Source organism: Bacillota bacterium, from assembly GCA_036504675.1.
Classification (GTDB): domain Bacteria; phylum Bacillota; class Sulfobacillia; order JAJYWN01; family JAJZPE01; genus DASXUT01.
The window spans coordinates 1-4397 of the sequence record DASXUT010000086.1; the positions used below are offsets into that span (position 1 = coordinate 1).

Consider the following 4397-nt stretch of genomic DNA (forward strand, 5'->3'; position numbering starts at 1 on the left):
ATGAGCTTTATTCCGGGGCGCTCATCTACGACCTCGGGGTGGATGAAGCTCTGAAGAGCCATGCCCGCAAGGTCTACGGCGTCCTGAAGAAGCACGGGGTAAAGAACGTCATCACCGTCGACCCGCACACCACCAACATGCTGCGCTCGGTCTACCCGACCGTGATCGAGGGCTACGACCTGGAGGTGAAGAGCTACCTGGAGGTCCTGGCCGAGCGGGGGACTAAGCCGGCGCGGACCCTGGCCGGCGAGGTCGTCGTTCACGACTCCTGCGTCTTTGCCCGGTACGAGAACGTGGTCGACCAACCCCGGGCCCTGCTGAGCCGGGCCGGGCTGACCGTCAGGGAGCCCGAGGACGCCGGGAAGTTCACCTGGTGCTGCGGCGGCCCGGCGGAGTCCCTCTACCCCAAGAAAGCCCTGGCCAACGCCCAGAAAAGGGTGGAACAGTTGAAAAAGGTGGCCCAGGATGGCGTGACCATGTGCCCCATCTGCTACGTGAACCTGCAGAAGGCGGCCGGGGAGGCCATGCACTTCCAGGACATTTCCCATTACCTGTGTCAGGCTTATGGTTCGAAGAAGGAGCTGAAGTAGCGTGGAGAAGACCAAGAAGACGATCATTGTGTTCAGCGGGGACCTCGACAAGGCGCTGGCGGCTTTTGTCATCGCCAACGGGGCGGCAGCCATGGGGGACGACGTGACGATGTTCTTCACCTTCTGGGGCCTGAACATCCTCCGCAAGAGGGAGAAGGTCAAGGCCAAGAAGAGCTTCCTGCAGGGCATGTTCGGCGCGATGATGCCCCGCGGCGCCGGCCGGCTGGGGCTGTCCAAGATGAACTTCGGCGGGATGGGCGCCAAGATGATGAAGATGGTGATGAAGCAGCAGAACGTGTCATCAGTGGAGGAGCTCATTGCCACGGCCAAGGAGCAGGGGATCAAGATGATCGCCTGCACCATGTCCATGGACGTGATGGGCCTCAAGCGCGAGGAATTGATCGACGGCCTGGAGTACGCCGGGGTGGCGACCTACCTGGGCGAAGCGGATGAGGCCAACGTTAACCTCTTTATCTAACCATGGCCCTTGAGGCCAAGCAAGACTCATGGGCAAGAAGGCGGACATACTGCAGGTGCTATAATAGGGACCAGAGACTGAGCAGGGGCCAGGACTCCTCGGCTCCGGGACCAATCCGGGGGTGGATGCGTGAAGCCAGGGGAATGCAACATCGTCGCCGATCTGGTTAAGGCCCTGACCAATCCGACCAGGTTGATGATCCTGTGCGCGCTGAGCGGCGGGCAAGAGATGAAGGTCTCCGACATCGTCGCCAAGACCGGCGCGAGGCAGGCCAACATCTCGATTCAGCTTGGTCTGTTGCGTTCCAAGGGCATCCTCACGGCCAGGCGTGAGGAGGTCAACGTCTACTACGGTATCGCCGACCACCGGGTGCTCGAGGCCCTCGAACTGCTGCTGGCGGTGGCCAAGGGCAACTCCCTCAGCCCCGCCCGTTTGACAAGGAGGAACGGCCGGAGCTGAGTCACGCCCACCGGCCGCGTCGCCTCCGGACCCCAACGAACATCGCGTCTGGGTTGGAGCCCGACCGTCACTCGACGGCCGGGCTCTGTCTTGCTCCGTCGGGGTCGGTAGTCCGCCCGCTTGGTCCTAAGTTGACAATCCGTAATCTCCCGGTTAGAATCAATTTAGGGCATATGCCCACTAAACAAAAAGGGGGGGGAAGCGGTTGGTCAGGCCACGGAAGGTCCGACGAGTAGCCTTTCTCCCAGGGGTCACCTATTTCAAGCCGCAGGGGATACCCCTTCGCCACCTCGACGAAGTCAGGATTGGCGTGGACGAAGTGGAGGCCCTGAGGTTGAGGTCCCTCGAGGGGCTGGACCAGGAAGAAGCGGCCTCCCGCATGGGCGTATCGAGGCAGACCTTCCAACGTGTCCTGGAGGAGGCTTATCGCAAGGTGGCTGAAGGGATCATCCTGGGCAAGGCGCTCCGCATCGAGGGTGGCGATTACGAACAGGTGCCCCTCAAACTGAGCTGCCGGCATTGTGGCCACTCTTGGGAGCAGACCCTGGCCGGCAGTACGGAAGTAGCGTGTCCCAGATGTGACGGAGTCCTCACCGACTTCGTCCGGGGTTGCAGAATGCAGACGGAAAAGAAGGAGGACCAAAAGATGACGAAGATTGCCGTTGTGTCGGATGACGGCAAGACGGTTTCGGCCCATTTCGGCCGGGCCGAGTTATATGTCGTGGTGACCGCCGAGGAGGCGAAAGTCACCGGTCGGGAGGTCCGGCCGAAGGTGGCTCATGGGCATGGGCACGCCGGCGGCCACGGGCCCCATGAGGAGCATGGGCAGGCCGATGGGCACGGTCCCGGCCACGGCTTTGACCCCGCCTCCGAAGACATCCACACCCGGATGGCCGGGTCCATCGACGACTGCCAGGTTGTCCTGGCCGGCGGGATGGGGTTCGGAGCCTTTGAGAGCCTGAAGGCCCGCGGGCTGAACCCGATCATCACCGACATCCGGGACATCGATCAAGCCGCCCAGGCCTACCTCGACGGCACCATCCGCAACCTGACCGAGAAGCTGCACTGATCGGCCGGCCGGACAAGGAGGCCCGGGAGAACCCGGGCCTCAGACTGTTGACAAAGACCGCAGATTGCTGCGGTCTTTCCTCTTTTCTGGTAGAATGTAGATGGGTCCAGATGATGGAGTGGAGGGCAAAGAGATGCTCTTCGACAATGGCGAGGAGAGGGCCAAGCAGTTCGAGGTGACGTGTTTGGAGGACCTGGTCCGGCCGGACCATCTCCTCCGGAAGATCAAGAAGCATGTGGATTTTGGGTTCATCAAGGAGAAGGTGAAGGGCCTCTACTCAGAGGACAGTGGGCGTCCGGCTGTGGACCCTGTTGTCCTCTTCAAAATGCTCTTCATCGGCTACCTGTTTGGTATCCGCTCCGAACGGCGGCTGGTCCATGAGATTGCCGATAACGTAGCTTACCGCTGGTTCCTCGGGTTCTCCCTGAACGACCGAATCCCAGACCACTCGACGTTAAGCCAGAACCGCCGGCGGCGGTTTAACGGGACGACGATCCATCAAGAGATCTTCGATGAGATTGTCCGCCAGGCGATCAGCCACGGTCTGGTCGATGGCACGGTTCTTTACAGTGACGCGACCCACATCAAGGCCAACGCCAATAAGCGCAAGCATCTCTTGAAGCAGGTCCCGGTGAGCACCAAGAGCTATTTGGATGAGCTCGACAAGGCCATAGAGGAAGACCGCAGGAAGCACGGTCTAAAACCGTTTCGCCCTCGGAAGGAGGTGAAAGTGGAAACCCGGGAGATCAAGGTAAGCACGACTGACCCGGACAGTGGATACATGGTGAGAGACGGAAAGCCGGAAGGCTTCTTCTATCTAGATCATCGGACTGTGGACAGGGCCCACAACTTCGTAACGGACGTACACGTCACCCCAGCGACGGTCAGCGACGCGGTTCCCTATCTCGATCGGCTTGAAAGGCAGCAGAAGGCTTTCGGGTTTAAGGTTGAGGCTGTGGCCCTCGATGCCGGCTATCTTACCGCCCCCATCTGTCATGGACTCAAGGAGAGAAAGATCTTCGGCGTGATTGGCCACCGCCGGTTCCACTCAACCAAGGGCCTGTTCCCGAAGTCCAGGTTCAAGTATGATCCGGAGACCGATAAGTACAGTTGCCCCGGGGGAAGAGAACTCACCTACCGGACGACTAACCGCGAGGGGTACCGCGAGTACAAGTCAACCCCCGATGAGTGCAGGGGCTGCGAGCTTCTCGACCGCTGTACCCGCTCAAAGAACACCCAGAAAACAATAACCCGACACGTTTGGGAAGATGACCGGGAACAGGTCCACGCAAATGGCCTCACGACCGAGGGCAAAGACATCTACGATGGACGCAAGGAGACCATTGAGCGAAGCTTCGCTGACGGAAAAGAACTACACGGCCTCAGGTACGCCAGGATGCGGAGTCTACCCAAAGTACTGGAACAGTGCTTGCTCACGGCCGCGGCCCAAAACATCAAAAAGCTGGCCCTAATACTCAGCCGACGGGAGTACCGTCTCCAAGCGGCTTAAAAGAGGCAAAAGGCAGCGGCTTCCCCAGCCTCCCCTGTGGTGTGGAGGCTTATTTCATGCCCAAGAGGCCCGCCCAACTCTCGGTGGCCGCCACCTCCAAAAAAGAGAAGCCCTCCGGACAGAGTCTCGGAGGGCACATGTCAACAGTCTGAGGGGCGGGAGGAATCCCGCCCCTTGTTTCTTGCTGGTGCTTAAGTCGTCAGCCCCTCAAATCCCGGCGATCAGCGTTCGGGCCTTAGCGAGGGCCCCGTCGAGCCCGCCGGCCTCGGGCCCGCCGCCCTGGACGACGAC

5 protein-coding genes are annotated in these 4397 nt (G+C 60.6%); all 5 read left to right on the forward strand.

Annotated features, from left to right (window positions below):
• A partial coding sequence (locus tag VGL40_06715; protein HEY3314955.1) for a (Fe-S)-binding protein occupies positions 1-590 on the forward strand: 590 nt, incomplete at its 5' end.
• Position 591: 1 nt separating this feature from the next.
• Entirely contained in the window at positions 592-1068 is a 477-nt protein-coding gene (locus tag VGL40_06720; GenBank protein ID HEY3314956.1) for a DsrE/DsrF/DrsH-like family protein, read from the forward strand.
• 129 nt (positions 1069-1197) lie between these two features.
• Positions 1198-1527, forward strand: coding sequence for a metalloregulator ArsR/SmtB family transcription factor (locus VGL40_06725; protein HEY3314957.1), 330 nt, complete (start codon positions 1198-1200; stop codon positions 1525-1527).
• 205 nt (positions 1528-1732) lie between these two features.
• Positions 1733-2596 (forward strand): DUF134 domain-containing protein, encoded by an 864-nt coding sequence (locus VGL40_06730; GenBank protein ID HEY3314958.1) that lies wholly within the window; start codon positions 1733-1735, stop codon positions 2594-2596.
• 133 nt (positions 2597-2729) lie between these two features.
• Positions 2730-4106, forward strand: coding sequence for an IS1182 family transposase (locus VGL40_06735; protein ID HEY3314959.1), 1377 nt, complete (start codon positions 2730-2732; stop codon positions 4104-4106).
• The last annotated feature ends 291 nt before the right edge of the window (positions 4107-4397 follow it).